Origin of the sequence: Aureimonas sp. AU20 (genome assembly GCF_001442755.1) — a bacterium.
Classification (GTDB): Bacteria; Pseudomonadota; Alphaproteobacteria; order Rhizobiales; family Rhizobiaceae; genus Aureimonas.
Genome location: NZ_CP006367.1, coordinates 523,012 through 539,985, shown reverse-complemented (window position 1 = coordinate 539,985; position 16,974 = coordinate 523,012). Strand labels below are relative to the sequence as shown.

Below are 16,974 nucleotides of genomic sequence, written 5' to 3'. Positions count from 1 at the left end.
GGCATCTCAGCGACTCAGGCGGCCTTGAGTTGGGCGCGCGCGAGATAGTCGCCGGAGCGCATTTCGGTAAGGCGCGAGATGGTGCGGTCGAACTCGAAGAGCTCCGTGCCGGAGCTGGCCCGGTAGAGCTCGTGCGCGGGCGCTGCGGCCGAGACGACGATCCGCCGCCCGGCATCATAGAGCGTGTCCACGAGGAGGATGAAGCGCTTGGCTTCGTTGCGCTGGTCCTGCCTCAGAACGGGAATCCCCTCCAGCATCAGCGTATCATAGCGCGCCGCCAGAGCGAGGTAGTCGTTGGCGCCGAGCGGGCGCTGCAGCAGGTCGGCGAAGGCGAAGCGCGCCGCGCCGTTGCCCGCGCGGGGCACGGCGACCCGCCGCCCCGCCACCTCGAACCCGTCCGGCGCCTCCCCTCCGCCGGCAAGGATCGAGCGCCAGAGCGCGTCCATGCGCCGGTCCGCCTCCGGCCCGAGCGGCGTGACATAGAGGCTCTCGCCCTCCACCGTCTCCATCCGGTAGTCGGTCGGCGCGTCGAGGAAATAGATCTCGGCGTGCTGTTTCAGCGTTTCCACGAAGGGCAGGAAGAGCGGCCGGTTCAGCCCGTCGCGATAGAGATCGTCGGGCGCGACATTGCTAGTGGCGACAAGCACGACGCCTCGAGCGAACAGCGCGTCGAACAGGCGCGACAGGATCATGGCGTCCGCGATGTCGGTCACCGTGAACTCGTCGAAGCACAGAAGCCGCGCCTCGGCCGCGATCGCCTCGGCCACCGGCGGGATCGGATCGTCGCCCTTGGCCTCGCCGGCCTTCACGGCGGCGCGGTGCGCGTTGATCCGCGCATGGGCCTCGCGCATGAACTCGTGAAAATGCAGCCGGCGCTTGCGCGGCTCGGGGCAGAGCTTGAAGAACAGGTCCATCATCATGGACTTGCCGCGCCCGACCGAGCCGTGGATGTAGAGCCCGCGCGGCGCCTGCGGCTTTTCCTTCTTGCCGAACAGCCAGCTCAGCGCGCTGGATTTCGACGGCAGGGCCTGAAGCTTCAGCTCGGCGCCGAGCCGATCCAGCTTGTCCGCGAGATCGGCCTGGGTGGGATCGGGCTGCATCTCGCCGGCCCGCACGCGCCGCTCCAGCTCGGTGCGCACCGGGCCGCGCTCGGAACCCGGCTTGCCGTAATGCTTCGCATCAGCCATGTCGGATGAACCTCAAGAAACTGCCCCGCGCCCCTGGATCGGGCGGCGTGGCGGGCGCCCATGCGGGGCGCGGCCGGACCGTCCTGCCGGCCCGTCGCCTGAGCCGGCATTCTATTCGGCCCGCTTGTTAGCATCCGCGATGCCGCACGGCAAAACGCCGCCGCGCCTCATCCGCCGAAAGCGGGAGACGCGGCGGCGCGGCAAGCCCCAAGCGCGACTCGATCGGCCGCGCGAGACCTCTTTAGCGGTAGAGGCTGACGGACTGGCCGCCGCTTGTGGTGCCTTCGTAGCGCGTGCCGCCGGCGTTGGAGAGCGTGGCGACCGTCGAGCCGCCCGAATCCTTCAGGACGACCTGATTGCCCGACACGTCCCAGGCCGAGACGTCGGCCACCTGGCCGGGGCAGCCGCGCGACGCGGCGCGGTAGCCGCCGGTCCACTGCGTCAGCGCCATGAAGATCTGGCAGTTGCCGCCGCCCGAGGACACGCGCCAGGCGCCCACCAGCCCTTCGCGCGTAACGGGCGCGGCGGAGGCGGTCTGCGTCGGCGGGGTGGCCTGGGTAGGTGCAGCGCCGGGCGGCGTCTGGCCCGGGGGCGGGGTCTGCGAAGCGGGGGCGACCGGCGGCGGGGGCGGCGGCGGAAGCTGGTTGGCGTAGACCTGGCCGGTCGGCGCCGCGCGCAAGGGCGCGATGCCGGAATTGCCGGCCATGCTCGGGCCACCCATGCCGGGGGCGACCGAGTTGCAGCCGGCCACGGTCAGAAGCGCGGCCAGCGCCGCACCGGTCTTGGTCCAATGGGTCATGTCAGCCCGATCCTCGTCCATCCGCCATCGACGCCGTTCGCGACGCGCGCCGTTTCCAATCGTTAAAAGGGGCCGGCTCGCGGTTTCGCAAGCCAAGGCCGGCCCAATCGTTAAATTGCACGGTAAATTGTGGCGGTGCCGCCACGCAAGGGCGCGGCACGGTTTAGAAGGCGGGATGTAGCCGGCCGGGTCGAACGCTCGGGTCATTCCCAGTCCACGAGGGCGCCTTGATCGAGCCATCGCGGGGAGCTGAGGCGAACCAGATCGTTGCCCGCTCCCCGCCGGCTTGGCGTCCCAAGCTCTCAGTTGGCGCCTTCCGACAGCGCGTCCTCGCCCGGCCCCTCGCCGCCCAGCGTTTCGCCCTGGCCCTCGGCCCTGTGCATGGGATCGCCGGTCGCGATACTTTCCGCCGGCTCGGGGTCGAGATCGACCAGCGGGCGTTGGAAATCGCCGGTTTCGGGGTCCATGACCCAGAGTTCGGCGGTGGAAATGTCGAACCAAGCCCCGTGCAGCGACAAGTCGCCGGCTGCCTCTCGCTCGACGATATAGGGGAAGGAGCGCAGGTTCGCGATCGAGGTGCGGATCGAGATGCGCTCCAGCGCGGTCTGCCTCTCGCCCGAGGTCAGGAGCTCGTTGGCCGAGACGGCGGCGGCCACCGGCTCCAGGATGCTCATCCACTTGCCGATGAAGTCGCCCGCCGACAGCGGCTCGGCCTCGGGCGCCAGCGCCGCCTTGATGCCACCGCAGCGCCCATGGCCCATCACGACGATGTGCTTGACCTTCAAGGCCTGCACGGCGAATTCCAGCGCCGCCGAGGTGCCGTGGAAATCCCCGTCGGGATTGTAGGGCGGCACGAGATTGGCGACGTTGCGCACCACGAAGAGTTCGCCCGCCCCGGCGCCGAAGATCGTCTCGGGCGCGGCGCGGGAGTCGCAGCAGGCCACCACCATGGTCTCGGGCGTCTGCCCGTCGCGCGCCAGTGTCCGGTAGCGCTGCGTTTCCTGGAGATAGCGGCCTTCCACGAAGGACCGGTAACCCTGGAGAAGAGGCGTCGGCAGAAGGGACATCGGGCGCTCCATGCGGGGTGGGGGCCATCGCGCCTTGGAGCACGAGGCCTTGGGTTTGAAACGTCTCTAACCTTTTTTGCACGTGCTCACATAGAGACTCCTATGGGGCATGGACAGGCCCCGCCCCGATCCGCCGGGCAGGAGTCAGGGGCTGGTGGAGAGAGCAGCGCAGCCGCCGCCCCGTAACTGCTCGAAGGGGGTGGCTTGAAGGATCGCACGAGCGGCGTCATTCGCATCGTCGCCCCGATCGGCCAGTCTCCGCCGATCCTGCCTCCCGTCCTGCGGACGGGCGAGACCTCTAGCGCGCCGTCACCTGACCGGCACTCCACGCAGGCGGCCGATCTTCACTGAGCCACCGCGGGACTGAGAGTGCCTGATGAAACCTCAGGCAGAGGATGGCTGAACGATTTTCGTTCGGGGCGAGAAGCGAAGCTCATGTGAGACGAGGGCTCAGGACCGAGCCTTCGCGGCGAAGTCTATGGCGAAAGAACCAGATCAGCCGACCCCGCAAGATTTTGTCAGACGCCATCACCCCAGCGTCTCCAATGGTCAGGCCCAGATCGCCACCGGAAGGCCGAAGCCGTCGCGCTCCGGCGGGTCGGGCAAGGAGGTCGCCTCCCCCCGCGCCAGCCGCCGCGCCACGAGAAGAAGGACGCAGGCGTCGAGCCGGTCGTCCTCCCCGGCGCCTCTGGGAAGCGCGGCGCTCAGGAGCTCCGGCGGCAGGCCCTTTGCCATGAGCAGTCGGCGGCGCTCGGCCGCCCCCTCCTCATGGACCCGCCCGCCCCGCTTCTTGGAATGGCGCATGGCCTCGCCGCCGTTCAGCCGGGCGAAGGCGATTTCGGGATGGCTTTCGAAGACGCGCCTCGCCAGCGCGGGCTCGGCGCGCAGGAGCGCGTCGAGTTCCAGAATGCGCGGAAACAGGCCGAAGCCCTGGATCGAGACCGCGCGCGGCGGCTCGGAGGCCTCGCGAGCCCGCGCGCAAACCCTCCGATAGGCGTCCGCCCTCGCGGCCGCATCGGCGAACGGCCCCGCCCCCGCTTCCACCGCTGCGCGGGCGGGAATGGAAAAGAGGCTGGAGCGGCGGCCGGGCGTCAGGAGCGGGCGGGCGGCGATCTCGGCGGCGCGCCCCGCCCCGTCGATCCGCTCCGGCAGGCCGATCGGCATGTCCACCGCGAGGATCGCATCCGCCGGAAGGGCGGCGAGAAGATCGGCGAAGCGCGGCGCGACGAGGAGCGCGCACGCCTCGCCCGGCCGTTCCAGCGCCGCGATCCAGCCACCCCGACAACCATCGACGCCCGCAAGGGCGCGGGTGCCGCTCATGAGGGTCGAGACTGTTCGGGACTCCGTTCAGGCCGGGCCGACGTCGCGTTTCCGTCGCCTTGCGCCGGCAACGGAGAAAGCCTTGCCGCGAGAGCCCGGCAGAGAGGAAGAAAGCCCTTCGGCCCCGCGCTGAAAGCGCCGGCAACGAAGACGGCGCTGCTCACTTCATTCTGCCGAGCACATGAGCAATCACTTCGCTTTGCCGGCAAAGTCGCGTCCCTCACGAGGAGGCCGCGCCGCTCACGCCCGCCGGCCACCCGTGGCAAGGCGGCGGATCTGCACCATGGCCATCGGCGTCTTCAGGCTGTCGGCGTCGGTTTCCAGCGTCAGCTCGTCCTTGCCGCGCTTGGTGGTGCGGGCCAGGATCTCGAACACTGCGGCGGTGGTGGATTGCAGCGCCTTCTCGCCGGAAAGGCCGGCGAGCTTGCGCGCCAGGAACACCGCGCCCGTCAGATCGCCCAAGCCGTTCGGCACGCCCTCGATGCAGCGATGCTCCGCGAGGATCGCCGCGTCATCCTCCACCAGGAGATTGCCGATGCCCCCGCGCAGCAAGGGATAGGCGGAAGTGACGACGACCGAGCGCGGCCCGAGCGCGCTCGCCGCCTCCACCAGATGCGAATTGGCGGAGAATTCGAGGCCGGTGAGGAATTCGAGCTCGAACCGGTTGGGCACGGCGATGTCGGCGCGCGGGATCAGCTTGTCGCGAATGGCGTCGAGAACCGGGCGCGGCTGGTAGAGCCGGCCCGCGCCGTCCGCCCCACCATCGCCAAGCACGGGATCGCAGAGATAGAGCGCGCGGGGATTGCCGGCCTTCACCGCGTCCACCAGCGAGGCCACCGCCTCCACCTGCTCCGGGCCGCCGAAATAGCCGGAGATCACCGCGCCCACTTCGCCCAGCCAGGGCGCGCGGGCGAGATCGGCGATGAAGGCGGCGAAGGTTTCGGGGTCGGGCACGATGCGGGTCGAGGGGCCATGGCCGGGATGCCAGGGCAGCGTCACGGTCGGCACCGACCAGACGGGATAGCCCAGCGTTTCCAGCGCGAAGACCACGGCCCGGTTGCCCACCGTGCCGCGCGCCACATGGGACGAGATCGAAATGACCGCCGGCTTTTCGCCCGACGCGGGAGGGACCTGGGACATGGACGCTTGGTTCACTCCGCCAAAAGCTGGATGACGAGTAGCACGGCGAGCACGAGAAAGGCCGCCAGCCCCGCCAGCCGGCCGATGCGCGTGCCCCAGACCTCGATCCGATCGGCCGGGTCGGCATCGCCCGCCCAGAAATGCCGCCGCGCGCCGAGCACCATCCGCTCGGCCGCGACCCCGGTCTGCGGCTCGGTCTCCTGGCGCACGCGGCGCAGGATGGCCTCGGCCTCGTCGCGGCGCTCCCGGTCGTCGGATCGTCCTGTCATGGCGGCGAACCTGCCGGAAAAGCGGGCTTCGGGCAAGTCGGCGCCCGCTTGTCGCACACGAATTCGCCCCCCTGCCGAGGGTCGGGGCGCGGGCCCTGCCCGCCGCGACATCTTGCCCTATATGGCGCGAACGTGCCCGCATCCCGGAGGACTGCCCCCGTGTCCCTGTCGCTCGCCCCCTCGGGCGTTTCCCGCTTCGCAAGGTGGCGCCTCGCCCTCGCGCTCCTGGTTCTCGCCCCGCTTCTGTCGGCCTGCGGCGTCAACAACGTGCCGACGCTGGAAGAGCGCGCCAAGGCGAGCTGGGGCGAGGTGCAGAACCAGTACCAGCGCCGCGCCGATCTGATCCCCAATCTGGTGGAAACCGTGAAAGGCTATGCCGCGCAGGAGCGCGACGTCTTGGTGGCGGTGACGGAAGCGCGCGCCAAGGCGACGCAGACCACGATCACCGCCGACCAGCTGACCGACCCCGCCGCCGTGCAGCGCTTCCAGACCGCGCAGGAGGAGTTGGGCGGCGCCCTGTCCCGCCTGCTCGTCACCGTGGAGCGCTATCCCGACCTCAAGTCCAACGCCAATTTCCTGGCTCTGCAGAGCCAGCTGGAAGGCACCGAAAACCGCATCGCCGTGGCGCGGCGCGACTATATCGAGGCGGTGCAGGCCTACAACACCGAGCTTCGCACCATTCCGGGCCGCTGGATCGCCGGTGTCCTCTACCCCGACTCCAAGCCCATGCAGGTCTTCGAAGCCAACACCGGCGCCGCGACGCCGCCGCCCGTCTCGTTCAACCGCTGAGGCGAGGGCGGCCATGCGCGCCCATCCTGCCCGTCAGACAAAGCGGCCGGTTCGCGCCTCGGCGCTCGCCGCGCTCTGGCTGCTGGCCCTTCTGACGCTCCCGCTTTTCGTGGGGTTTGCCCTTGCGGGGCCAGCCCTGGCGCAGACCTTCCCGCCGCTTTCCGGCCGGGTGGTGGACAGCGCGGGCCTTCTGGACACGGCCACGAAGGCGGAGCTGACGCAAAAGCTCGAGGCCTTCGAGCAGCGCTCCAGCGATCAGGTCGTGGTCGCCACCGTGCCCGATCTGCAAGGGTACGAGATCGCCGACTACGGCTACCGGCTAGGCCGCGCCTGGGGCATCGGGCGGGAGGGTGAGAACAACGGCGTCATCCTTCTCGTTTCAAAGAACGACCGGCGCGTGCGCATCGAGGTCGGCTATGGGCTGGAGGGCACGCTGACCGACGCGCTGTCGCGGCTCGTGATCGAGAACGACATCCTGCCGCGCTTTCGCGCCAACGACTATCCCGGCGGCATCCGCGCCGGAACCGACGCCATCCTGCAGATCCTGGGCGGCGACGCCGCCGAGGTCCAGGCCCGCGCCGAGCGTAACGCAGGCTGGCAGGGCCAGGGGCAGGGACAGGGACAGGGCTCGGATGGCTGGCTGAGCCTTGCGGTCATCCTCTTCATTCTCTTCGTCGCCGTCGGCCCGCTTCTGGCCGCCCTCCTGTCGCGCCTTTTCGGCGGCGGGCGCGGAGGCCCCGGAAGCGGGCCGGACGGCGGCTCGGCCATGCCCGCCCGCCGGCGCCGACGCGCCATTCCCATCAGCCCCGGCTGGGGCGGTGGGTTCGGAGGCGGCTCGGGCTGGGGCGGCGGCGGTTCTTCGTCCGGCGGCGGCTTCTCGGGCGGCGGCGGGTCCTTTGGCGGCGGCGGCTCGTCGGGAAGCTGGTAGGAGACAGGATGGCGCTTCGTTTCACCCCAGAGGACCATGCCCGCATCGCCGGGGCCATCGCGGCGGCGGAGCGGGAGACCGGCGGCGAGATCTATGCCGTCTTCGCCCGCGCGAGCGACGATTATCGCTTCGTCGCCGCCACGCTGGCGCTGGCGCTCTCGCTCCTCTTCGGCTGGGTGGCGGCGCTCGTCGCCGCTCTGTCGGGCCTCGCCCTTCCCGCCCTTCTGGTGGAAACCGCGCAGCTGGCAGGCGCTGCGATCCTCTTTCTTCTCCTGCGCTCCTCGCATCTCACCATGCTCTTCGTGCCCCCGGCCCTCGCCCGGGCGCGTGCCGCGCGCATGGCGCGGGCGCAGTTCCTCGCCCACAATCTCCACCGCACGCCCGAGCGCACCGGCGTCCTCCTTTTCGTTTCGGAGGCGGAACGTTATGCCGAGGTGATCGCCGACGAGGGCATCGCGGCCGAGGTGCCTCAGGCCGAATGGGACGGGATCGTCGCCGGCTTGGTGGAGGCCGCCAAGGGCGACCGGCTGGTCGAAGGCTTCGAGGCGGCGGTGGGCCGCAGCGGCGCGCTGCTCGCCGCCCGCTTTCCGCCGGACCCGGCCGGGCGCAACGCCATTCCGGACCGGCTGGTGGAAATCTGAGCGCGCCGTCCCATCCTTGGTGGCGACACCCAAACGGAGAGCGGGCCTGCCATCGGCCCGTCGCGAACGCCGATTAGAGAAGGACCGGCACGCCCGAGGCGGCGGAAAGCCCCGCGCCAGCCGGTCTTGCCAGGGTCCCTCCCCGACCGAACGGGGCGAGAACAGCCCTGCGGTTCCAAGCGAGGAAGCACCATGCCCGATTCCACCGGCGAGAAGCGCGCCATCCTCCAAGCGGCCCTGTCGCGCCTGCCGGACGGCGGCATGGCGGCACGGCTCGCGCCTCTTCTCTTCGCGCGCCCGCCGGCCGAGGATCTCGCGCCCTTCGACCCCGCCTTTCTCGCCGGCATGGCCGAGCGCGCCGCCGATCTTCTCGCCGCCCATCGCCCCGGCGGGTCCAAGGTCCGCGTCGAGCGCTTCAGCGAGGCGGCGCGCCTCGGCGAACCCGTGACGCTGGTCACGCTCGTCCATGACGATATGCCTTTCCTGTTCGACAGCGTGACGGCCGCCATCGCCTCCCGCGCCCCGGCCATCCACGCCGTGTCCCATCCCGTGCTCGACGTGTCGCGCGATGCCTCCGGCGCGCCGGCCGCGTTCCGCGCCGCCGGCCGCGAAGGCGGAACGGAGCGCGTCAGCCTGATCCAGGTGGCGATCGAGCCCACCGCCGAGCCGCGCGCGGAAGAAGCGCTGGCCCGCGATCTGGAAGCGATCCTCAGCGAAGTCGGCGTCGTCAATCGCGACCATCAGGCCATGCGCGCCCGCGTCGAGGCCGCCGCCGGCGAGATCGAAGCGCGCGCCGCAAGTGAGGGCGACCCCGCCCGCGCCGATGCCGAGCGCGAAGGCGCCGCGCTCCTGCGCTGGCTCTGCGACGAGAACTTCATCTTCCTCGGCCTTCGCGACTTCAGCTACTTCCCCGAGGGTGAGGCGCTGCGCCGCGTCGAGGGCTCCGAACTCGGCATCCTGACCGACCCGGAGGTGCGCGTCCTGCGCCGCGAGGCGCCGGGCTCGGCCACCAGCGCCGAGGTCCGCGCCTTTCTGGAGGACCCCGCGCCGCTCATCGTCGCCAAGGCGAACGCCCGCTCGCGCGTTCATCGCCGCGTCTACATGGATTATGTCGGCATCAAACGGCGCGACGCGGAAGGGCGGCTCGTCGGGGAAACCCGGCTCGTTGGCCTCTTCGCCTCCAACGCCTATGCGAGTTCGGTTCTCTCCATCCCGCTTCTGCGCCGCAAGGCCGAGGCGGTGATCGAGCGCTTCGCCTTCTCGCCCCGTTCGCATTCGGCCAAGGCCCTGCGCGTCGCGCTCGACACCTATTCGCGCGACGAGATGTTCCAGATCGACACCGATCTCCTCGCCGACTTCATCGGCGTCGTGACGGAGCTGGGCGAGCGCCCGCGCATCCGCGTCCTGCCGCGCATCGACCGGTTCGACCGCTTCGCCTCCGTCCTCGTCTTCGTGCCGCGCGACCGCTACGACGCGCGGCTGCGCGACGAGATTGGGCTGCTCCTGGCCGAGCGCTACGACGGCCATGTCTCGGCCTGGTATCCCGCCTTCCCCGAAGGGTCGCTCGCCTCGATACACTTCATCATCGGCCGTCGCGGCGGCCCGACCCCGCAGCCCGACCCGGCCGAGCTGGAAGCCGCGATCACCGATCTCGCCCGCGACTGGATGCTCGGCTTCGAGCGGGCAAGCGCGCTCGCCGGCAAGCATGGCGAGCTGATGGCCATGGCGCCCGGCCTGCCGGACGGCTACCGCGACCTCGTGCCGCCGGACGAAGCGGTGGGCGACGCGCTCCACATGCTGGCGCTGTCCGACACGCAGCGCCTCGCCGCCGATTTCTATCGCCGGCCGAACGACAGTGCCGAGGTTCTGCGGCTTCGCCTCTACAATCTCGCCCAGCCGCTGTCGCTTTCGCGCCGCGTGCCGATCCTGGAGAATATGGGCTTCTCGGCGGTGGCCGAGCGCTCCTTCGAAATGCGCCGGCCGGATGAGACGACCGTGTGGCTGCACGACATGGAACTGACGCTGCGCTCGGGCGGCGAGATCGCCCTGCCCGATGGCGGCGCCGCGCTGGAGGCGACCTTTGCCGCCGTCACGGACGGGCGCATCGAGAACGACGGGTTCAACGCGCTGGTCTTCGCCGCCGGGCTGGACTGGCGCACCGCCAATCTGCTGCGCGCCTATGCCCGCTATGTCAGGCAGACCGGCTTTGCCTATACCGACGCCTTCATCGCGCAGGTATTGGAGCGCCAGCCGGGTATCGCGCGCGATCTCGCCCTGCTTTTTACTGCCAGCTTCGACCCCGCGCGCGCCGACCAGGCGGATGATCTCCCCGATGAGCTGAAGGGCGACGGCGAGGCCGAGCGCGCCGCCCGGCGCGGCGCGCTGCCGGTTCTCCTGCGCCTTCGCGCCTCGCTCGACGCCTTGGAAACGCTGGACGAGGACCGCGTCGCCCGCCGCCTCCTCTCCGCCGTGCTCGCCACGCTGCGCACCAATTTCTACGCCGTGCCCCATGTTTCGGCCGATCCCAACTCGCGGCCGACGCAGGTCGAGCCGGCGCTCGCCTTCAAGTTCGACCCGCATCTTCTGGAGGGCGTTCCCGCGCCCGTGCCCTACCGCGAGATCTTCGTGTTCGACGCGCGCGTCGAGGGCGTGCATCTGCGCTTCGGCCCGGTGGCGCGCGGCGGCCTGCGCTGGTCCGACCGCTCCCAGGACTACCGGACCGAGGTGCTCGGCCTCGTGAAGGCGCAGCAGGTCAAGAACGCGGTGATCGTGCCGGTCGGCTCCAAGGGCGGCTTCTACCCCAAGCGCCTGCCCGACCCCGCGCAGCGGGACGTCTGGTTCGAGGCCGGCCGCTCGGCCTATATCGTCTTCATCGCCTCGCTCCTGTCGGTCACAGACAATATCGATGGGGCGGGCGAGACGGTGACGCCCGACGGCGTCGTGCGGTACGATGATCTCGATCCCTATTTCGTGGTGGCGGCCGACAAGGGCACGGCCACCTTCTCCGACACGGCCAATGCCGTGGCCGAGGCGCGCGGCTTCTGGCTGGGCGACGCCTTCGCTAGCGGAGGCTCGGCGGGCTACGACCACAAGGCCATGGGCATCACGGCGCGCGGCACCTGGGAGGCGGTGAAGCGCCATTTCCGCGAGATGGGCGCCAGCGACAAGGCTTGGGACATCCAGTCCGAGCCCTTCACCGCAGCCGGCTGCGGCGACATGTCGGGCGACGTGTTCGGCAACGGCATGCTGCTCTCGACCCAGACGCGCCTCGTCGCCGCCTTCGACCATCGCGACATCTTCATCGACCCGCAGCCGGACCCGGCCTCGTCCTATGCCGAGCGGCGCCGCCTGTTCGACCTCCCGCGCTCCTCCTGGAACGACTACGACCGCTCGAAAATCTCCGCAGGCGGCGGCGTCTTCTCGCGCCGCGAAAAGCGCATCACCCTCTCGGCCGAGGCCGCCGAGGCGATCGGCTGGGACAAGCGAACCGGCACGCCGCAGGAGGTCATCACCGCCATCCTGCGCGCGCCGGTGGACCTGCTCTGGTTCGGCGGCATCGGCACCTATGTGCGCGCCCGCGCGGAGAGCAATCTGGATGTGGGCGACCGCGCCAACGACGCCGTGCGCATCACGGGTCGCGACATCCGCGCCAAGGTGGTCGGCGAAGGCGCCAATCTCGCGCTCACCCAGCAGGCCCGCATCGAGGCGGCCCGCGCCGGCGTGCGGCTGAACACGGACGCGATTGACAATTCGGCGGGCGTCAACACGTCGGACGTCGAGGTGAACATCAAGATCGCGCTGCGCGCGGCGGTCGCCGGCGGGCGCCTGCTCCGCCCCGACCGCGATACGCTGCTCGCCTCCATGACCGACGACGTGGCGCGGCTGGTTCTGCGCAACAATTACGAGCAGACCCTGGCGCTCTCGCTGGAACAGCGCGCGGGCGCGGCCCGCCTGTCGCTCCAGGCCCGTCTGATGAGCGTCTTGGAGGAGACCGGCGCGCTCGACCGCGCGGTGGAGACGCTGCCCACCGACGCGGCGATCGCCGATCTTCGCGCCAAGGGCCAGAGCCTGACCCGGCCCGAACTCGCCGTGCTCCTCGCCTATGCCAAGATCGACCTGTTCAACGGCATCGTCTCCGGCCCGCTGCCGGACGATCACTATCTGCACGAGCGGCTCGTCTCCTACTTCCCGCCGGCCATGCGCCAGCGCTTCGCCGCCGAGATCGACGGGCACCGGCTGCGCCGCGAGATCGTCGCGACGGGTCTGGCCAACGACCTCGTCAACCGCTTGGGCCCGAGCTTCGCCGTGGTGCTGCGCGACGCAACGGGCCGCAACGCCAGCGCGGTCTGCCAAGGCTTCGTCCTGGCGGCGGACGGGTTCGAGATGGCCGATCTCCTGGCCCGGATCGACGCGCTCGACGCCGCCCTGCCCGGCGACACGCAGAACGAGCTCTATGCCGCCGTGTCCGCCTTCCTCCAGCGGGTGACGGTCGGCCTGGTGCGGGCTGGCACGGTGGATCTCGGCCCGGCCGTCGCGGCGCTTCAGGAGCGGGTGCGACGCTTGAAGCCCCAACTGGCGAGTTTGGCCAGCGAGCGCGCCCGGCAGGGCGTGGAAGCGGCGGAGGCCGAGTTCGTCCAACGCGGCGTGCCGCAGGATCTAGCCGCCGACCTCGCCCTCCTGCCGCTGCTGGCCTTAGTGCCGGACATGGACGCCGTTTCACGTGAAACATCGCAGCCGATCGAAGCCACAGTGCGCGCCACGTTCGAACTGTCCCATGCCCTGCGCATTGGTCAGTTGGAAGCCGCGCTCGGCACTCTGCGCCCGACCGACTATTACGAGACACTGGCGCTCGAGCGCGCCGCGAGCCAGATCGCCCGCGAGCGCCGCCGCCTGACGACCCTCGCGCTTCAGAAGGGCGAGGGCGAAAACCCCGTGGCCGACTGGCTCGCCAGCCAGGGCGACGCCCTGCGCGATGCCAGCGAGCAGATGGCGCGCCTCGCCGGCACCGGCGAAACCTCCGTCTCCCGCCTGACGCTCGCCGCTGGCCTCTTGCAGGATCTGGGGCACTAGACGGGGCCGAGGGAAGGCATCGACGGGGCCGGCGCGCCATGCGGCGCCGGCCCCGTCACCGAAGATGGTTGGAGCATCAGCGCGGCAACCGCAGGGCCATGCTCATGATGCTTCAAAAAGGAGCCTTGGCGGCCTGACAACAAGCCCGGGATGGACCGAAAGGGCTAGCCTCCGCGCAAGTTGCGACCTCTCTGCCGACCCTATGGCGTGGGGGAGGTTTGCCGGTCGGCCGCCTGGCAACCAACCGGGCGCATAGGGCGGACCATCGGTGGACTGCCCTCGCGGGATAACGGCCGCTTCACCTATGACCGCGCCACAGCGCAGGGACGGATGGAAGGGTCGCAACGGGAAAGCGGAACTCACCCGTCTTTTAAAATATAGATTTTAGATTTATAAGAACAGGATAAGTCGTATCCTTTCCGAACCATCAGCAGATCAATAGAGTTCCGGAATTTCTCCCATCCAGATCCGGCCTATGCCTCGCACTTTTTTATCGATCCAATACCTGCGCGGCGTGGCGGCGGTCCTGGTCGTCTACTTCCACACCAAGGTCTATCTCGCCGATTATGCCTGGGGCCTGCCGCGCAAGTTCGGCTATTCCGGCGTGGATCTCTTCTTCTGCATCAGCGGCTTCATCATGATGCACACCACGCTTGGCCGGCCGATGCGGCCGGTCGCGTTTCTTCGGCGGCGCTTCGAACGCGTCTATCCCCTCTATTGGCTGCTGACGCTCACGAGCCTGGGGCTCTACGTCGTCCTGCCTTCCGCCTTTATCGACGGGTCGGCGACGCTCTCCCATGCCGTCCTGTCGCTCTTGCTGATCGCGCATGACGACGCGCCGGTTCTGAAGATCGGCTGGACGCTGGTCTACGAAGTGTACTTCTATGCCCTCTTCGCCATCATGCTGCTGATCCCGCGCAAGGGGCCACGGATGCTGGCGCTCCTCGCCACGATTACGGGCCTCGTCGCCCTCGGCGCCCTGCTGACGCCGCAAAGCCCGGTGCTGCAGACCTACACACACCCGTTTCTTCTGGAGTTCCTGGCCGGCGCCGTGCTGGGCTACGCGCTGCGGTCCGAGCGCTTTCCCGCCTTGCCCGGCGTGGTTCTCTTCGGCTGCGTGCTCGTCGGCATGCTGCTGATGGGACTTGGCGCGGAGCGGCAGAGCGGCGACGGGTTCTCGCGGGTCGCCTGGTTCGGGTCGGGCGCCACGCTGATCGTCTTCGCCGGCCTGTGCCGGGAGCGGCAGGGGCAGCTTTTCGAGGCGCCCTGGCTGCGCGAGTTGGGGGATGCGTCCTACTCGCTCTATCTTGCCCACCCCTTCGTCCTGACCGCGTTCCGCCAGGTGGGCCGGCGTCTCGGCCTCGCCGCCGCGTCGCCCCTGGCCGAAGGGGCCGTGGTGATTGCGGCGATCCTGGTGTCGATCGGAGCGGGCTGGCTGCTCTATCGCTTCGTCGAGACGCCGCTCCGAGCCTTCGTTCGCGGCCGGAGGACAGGGCGCCCGAGCGCCACCGACATCGACCCCGGAGCGCCGATCCCCGCACCGCTCGGTTCGTGATGGATTGTCCCAAGAGACCAGCATCGAGCACGGCGGAGGCTGAACTCACCCCATCCTTCCTAGCGACCGGCGACATGCGCCGCCGGTCGCGGCGAAAGGCATCTTACTTCTTGGTGTCCTTCTGGGGTGTCGCGAACTTGCCGGGGACGCCAATCGCGGTCGGCTCGACCTTCTTGGTCTTGTCCGCCTTCGGCTTGCGCGTTTCCTTGTTGCTGCGCATCTGACCCTTGGCCATGATGTCCTCCCGTTGACCGACGCGTCCGGGAATTCCAGGACTGAACCCGTGGTCGAAGCGGTTTTGTGGGCTGTTTTTCGCGGGGCCACAAGAGGCCTTGCGGGGGCTGCGCATGAAGTCTTGGCAAGGCGCTGCCTTGCCTTGACCGTTTCCGTCGAACCGCGCTGCCGGGCCCGGCCTGCCAAGTCTTCCGAGACCGGTTCTGCGCCATCCGCCGCGGGTCGCCGGAGTGCAACCCAGAGGCGGGGTGGCCAGGGCGCCGCCGCACCGGCGCGGCAGGGATCGGCAAGGATGCCCGGTCCGACACAAGAACCTGTCCATGGCGCCAAACACGCTCTAGAGCCTATGCCGGCCACCCCGCCCGAACCGGGAGGGGCGCGCGGACCATCGACGGGAGCCGAGCATGACAGAGCCCTTGCCCGAACACGCCCTTGGCGCGCCCCCGCGCACCGGCCACCCGGCGGCCGAGCGCCTGGCCGGCGGCCCGCGCCACGACATCGGTGCCGAGCCCGACGCGCCGGATGGCCCCGAGCCTCCGGCCAAGCCGCTTCGGCGCCTCGCGGTCTGGAGCTGGATCGGCTTCGACTTCGCTGCGCAGCCCTTCTTCACCGTGGTTCTGACCTTCGTGTTCGGCCCTTATTTCGTGGCGCATCTGGCGGAAGACCCCGCCCGGGGCCAGTCGGCCTGGGCGCTGGCGGCGGGGGCGACGGGCCTTCTGGTCGCCATCGCCTCGCCGCTTCTCGGCCAGCGGGCCGACCGGTTGGGGCCGGTGAAGCCCCTCCTCCTCCTGCTCGCACTGGTGCAGGTCGTCGCCTGCTTCGCCCTCTGGACGGCCGCGCCCGGTTCGGCGCTGCTGCCGATCGCGATCTCCGTGGTGCTGGCCGGCGTCGCGGCAGAACTATCGGTCGTGCTCAACGACACGCTGCTGCCGAGCCTCGTGCCCCGCGCCTCGCTCGGCCTCGTGTCCAACATCGCCTGGGGCACGGGCTATGTCGGCGGCATCCTGGCCTTGATCGTGACGCTGGGCCTGCTCGCCGCCGAGCCCGACACGGGGCGGACGCTGCTCGGCCTCGCCCCGCTTTTCGGTCTCGACCCCGCAAGCTTCGAGGGCGCGCGCGCCAGCGGCCCGCTCGCCGCGCTCTGGTATCTCGCCTTCGTCTGGCCGATGTTCCTGTTCGTGCCGGATCGGCCGCGCCGGGCGCCGGTGGAGCGGCTTGAGACGGACACGCCCGCACCCTTCTGGCGCACGCTGCGCGGCGACCTCCTCGCCCATCCCCGCCTTGCCCGCTTCATCGGCGCGCGCATGCTCTATCAGGACGGGATCAACGCGCTTCTCGTGCTGGGCGGCGCCTTCGCGGCGGCGACCTTCGGCTGGACCACGACCGAAAGCGGCGTCTTCGGCCTGCTTCTCGCCATCGCCGCGACCTTCGGCTGCCTCGGCGCGGCGTTTCTGGACCGGCGCTTCGGCCCGCGCCCGGTTCTCCTCGCCGGGCTGGCGCTGCTGACGCTGGCGACGCTCGGCATCGTGTCCACCGGGCCCAGTTCGACCCTGTTCGGCCTCGTCTCCTTCGCGGCCCGCGAGGGCGCGGCGGGGCTCTTCGGCCAGCCGGCCGAGAAGGCGTTCCTGCTCTATGGCCTGATGATCGGCATCGCCTTCGGCCCGGTGCAGGCGTCTTCGCGCTCGGCGCTGGCCATGGCCGTCCCGGTGGCGGACGCCGCGCGCTGGTTCGGGCTCTATGCGCTGGCGGGCCGGGCCACGGGTTTCCGGGCGCCGCTCATGGTGGCGGGCGCGACGGCGCTCGCCAGCCTCTGGACCGAGCCCACCACCGCCACGCGCATCGGCATGGCGGTGATCGGCCTGTTCTTCGTCTCGGGTCTCCTGCTGCTGCCCCGGCACATCGCGCCGGGGGCGGCTGGAGGGGGCGATCCGCCTCTAAAACCTTTCCGGTGAATTCGGATTCACCGACAGGGCTT

The 16,974-nt window shown here is 70.1% G+C and carries 13 protein-coding genes and 1 pseudogene; 7 read left to right on the top strand and 7 right to left on the bottom strand.

Going from position 1 to position 16,974, the window contains the following annotated elements; all coding sequences use genetic code 11:
- Positions 1–14: 14 nt before the first annotated feature.
- The 3 genes and pseudogenes from zapE to M673_RS02410 all read right to left on the bottom strand — a co-directional run.
- Complete coding sequence (gene zapE, locus M673_RS02420) at positions 15–1,187, bottom strand: cell division protein ZapE (RefSeq protein ID WP_274534672.1); 1,173 nt, start codon at positions 1,185–1,187, stop codon at positions 15–17.
- 241 nt (positions 1,188–1,428) lie between these two features.
- Positions 1,429–1,986 (bottom strand): protease inhibitor Inh/omp19 family protein, encoded by a 558-nt coding sequence (locus M673_RS02415; RefSeq protein WP_061977595.1) that lies wholly within the window; start codon positions 1,984–1,986, stop codon positions 1,429–1,431.
- A gap of 425 nt (positions 1,987–2,411) precedes the next feature.
- Positions 2,412–3,053, bottom strand: a pseudogene (locus tag M673_RS02410) (carbonic anhydrase); the annotation flags it as partial.
- 204 nt (positions 3,054–3,257) lie between these two features.
- Here M673_RS02410 and M673_RS24480 point away from each other — a divergent pair.
- Positions 3,258–3,404: a hypothetical protein gene (locus M673_RS24480; protein ID WP_156421142.1), complete on the top strand. Its 147-nt coding sequence runs from the start codon at positions 3,258–3,260 to the stop codon at positions 3,402–3,404.
- Positions 3,405–3,602: 198 nt separating this feature from the next.
- Here the strand turns inward: M673_RS24480 and M673_RS02405 are convergent, their stop codons facing one another.
- The 3 genes from M673_RS02405 to M673_RS02395 form a co-directional block, all read right to left on the bottom strand.
- Positions 3,603–4,373, bottom strand: a complete 771-nt coding sequence (locus tag M673_RS02405; RefSeq protein ID WP_061973300.1) for a DUF429 domain-containing protein — start codon at positions 4,371–4,373, stop codon at positions 3,603–3,605.
- Positions 4,374–4,613: 240 nt separating this feature from the next.
- Complete coding sequence (gene pdxY, locus M673_RS02400; RefSeq protein WP_061973299.1) at positions 4,614–5,513, bottom strand: pyridoxal kinase PdxY; 900 nt, start codon at positions 5,511–5,513, stop codon at positions 4,614–4,616.
- A gap of 11 nt (positions 5,514–5,524) precedes the next feature.
- On the bottom strand, positions 5,525–5,782 hold the full coding sequence (locus M673_RS02395) for a hypothetical protein (RefSeq protein ID WP_061977591.1): 258 nt from the start codon (positions 5,780–5,782) through the stop codon (positions 5,525–5,527).
- A gap of 159 nt (positions 5,783–5,941) precedes the next feature.
- Here M673_RS02395 and M673_RS02390 point away from each other — a divergent pair, with 159 nt between their 5' ends.
- From M673_RS02390 to M673_RS02370, 5 genes are all read left to right on the top strand, one after another.
- Positions 5,942–6,571, top strand: coding sequence for a LemA family protein (locus tag M673_RS02390; protein ID WP_061973297.1), 630 nt, complete (start codon positions 5,942–5,944; stop codon positions 6,569–6,571).
- A 13-nt stretch (positions 6,572–6,584) separates the two neighbouring features.
- Entirely contained in the window at positions 6,585–7,499 is a 915-nt protein-coding gene (locus tag M673_RS02385; protein WP_061973295.1) for a TPM domain-containing protein, read from the top strand.
- A gap of 8 nt (positions 7,500–7,507) precedes the next feature.
- Positions 7,508–8,140 (top strand): TPM domain-containing protein, encoded by a 633-nt coding sequence (locus M673_RS02380; RefSeq protein WP_061973293.1) that lies wholly within the window; start codon positions 7,508–7,510, stop codon positions 8,138–8,140.
- A gap of 192 nt (positions 8,141–8,332) precedes the next feature.
- Positions 8,333–13,210 carry an NAD-glutamate dehydrogenase gene (locus M673_RS02375; RefSeq protein ID WP_061973291.1) on the top strand — a complete coding sequence of 1,626 codons (4,878 nt, stop codon included), beginning with the start codon at positions 8,333–8,335 and terminating at the stop codon, positions 13,208–13,210.
- Between the two features lie 475 nt (positions 13,211–13,685).
- Positions 13,686–14,765, top strand: coding sequence for an acyltransferase family protein (locus M673_RS02370; RefSeq protein WP_061973289.1), 1,080 nt, complete (start codon positions 13,686–13,688; stop codon positions 14,763–14,765).
- A 103-nt stretch (positions 14,766–14,868) separates the two neighbouring features.
- On the opposite strand, the gene M673_RS25075 is transcribed toward M673_RS02370, so the two are convergent.
- Complete coding sequence (locus M673_RS25075) at positions 14,869–15,000, bottom strand: hypothetical protein (protein ID WP_274534671.1); 132 nt, start codon at positions 14,998–15,000, stop codon at positions 14,869–14,871.
- Between the two features lie 403 nt (positions 15,001–15,403).
- On the opposite strand from M673_RS25075, the gene M673_RS02365 reads away from it, so the two are divergent.
- Complete coding sequence (locus M673_RS02365) at positions 15,404–16,951, top strand: MFS transporter (protein ID WP_082639129.1); 1,548 nt, start codon at positions 15,404–15,406, stop codon at positions 16,949–16,951.
- Positions 16,952–16,974 lie beyond the last annotated feature (23 nt).

Coding starts and splice junctions, on each gene's coding strand:
- M673_RS02375 (WP_061973291.1), top strand. CDS start 8,333: ATGCCCGATTCCACCGGCGAGAAGCGCGCCATCCTCCAAGCGGCCCTG.
- M673_RS02370 (WP_061973289.1), top strand. CDS start 13,686: ATGCCTCGCACTTTTTTATCGATCCAATACCTGCGCGGCGTGGCGGCG.
- M673_RS02385 (WP_061973295.1), top strand. CDS start 6,585: ATGCGCGCCCATCCTGCCCGTCAGACAAAGCGGCCGGTTCGCGCCTCG.
- pdxY (WP_061973299.1), bottom strand. CDS start 5,513: ATGTCCCAGGTCCCTCCCGCGTCGGGCGAAAAGCCGGCGGTCATTTCG.
- zapE (WP_274534672.1), bottom strand. CDS start 1,187: ATGGCTGATGCGAAGCATTACGGCAAGCCGGGTTCCGAGCGCGGCCCG.
- M673_RS02380 (WP_061973293.1), top strand. CDS start 7,508: ATGGCGCTTCGTTTCACCCCAGAGGACCATGCCCGCATCGCCGGGGCC.
- M673_RS02405 (WP_061973300.1), bottom strand. CDS start 4,373: ATGAGCGGCACCCGCGCCCTTGCGGGCGTCGATGGTTGTCGGGGTGGC.
- M673_RS25075 (WP_274534671.1), bottom strand. CDS start 15,000: ATGGCCAAGGGTCAGATGCGCAGCAACAAGGAAACGCGCAAGCCGAAG.
- M673_RS02365 (WP_082639129.1), top strand. CDS start 15,404: ATGACAGAGCCCTTGCCCGAACACGCCCTTGGCGCGCCCCCGCGCACC.
- M673_RS02395 (WP_061977591.1), bottom strand. CDS start 5,782: ATGACAGGACGATCCGACGACCGGGAGCGCCGCGACGAGGCCGAGGCC.
- M673_RS02415 (WP_061977595.1), bottom strand. CDS start 1,986: ATGACCCATTGGACCAAGACCGGTGCGGCGCTGGCCGCGCTTCTGACC.